Origin of the sequence: Colwellia sp. 6M3, assembly GCF_014077595.1 — a bacterium.
Lineage (GTDB): Bacteria > Pseudomonadota > Gammaproteobacteria > Enterobacterales > Alteromonadaceae > Cognaticolwellia.
This window is the reverse complement of the sequence record NZ_JACGWF010000273.1, coordinates 1-244: the sequence shown is the minus strand read 5'-3', so window position 1 is coordinate 244 and position 244 is coordinate 1. Positions and strand designations below refer to the sequence as shown.

At 43.4% G+C, this 244-nt stretch carries 1 protein-coding gene; it reads left to right on the top strand.

The genetic code is table 11. From position 1 onward, the window contains the following. On the top strand, positions 1-244 hold a 244-nt coding region (locus tag H4J50_RS19375), incomplete at both ends, for a hypothetical protein (RefSeq protein WP_182257715.1).

Below are 244 nucleotides of genomic sequence, written 5' to 3'. Positions count from 1 at the left end.
CGAGTACTTATACTGCGTTGATCACACCGACTGCAGATGGTTCTGTGACACTAGATGTAAACGCTAATGTAGCTCAGGACAGTGTGGGTAATTTTAATACGTCTGCGACTCAAGTCAGCAGTAACTATGATGCAAGCCGTCCGTCAGTTGCAATTCAAAATGTACCAGCAACAAGTAATGCGCCATTTACCGTTACGTTTACTTTTAGCGAAGCGGTAATAGGCTTTGTTGTTGGTGATATCAC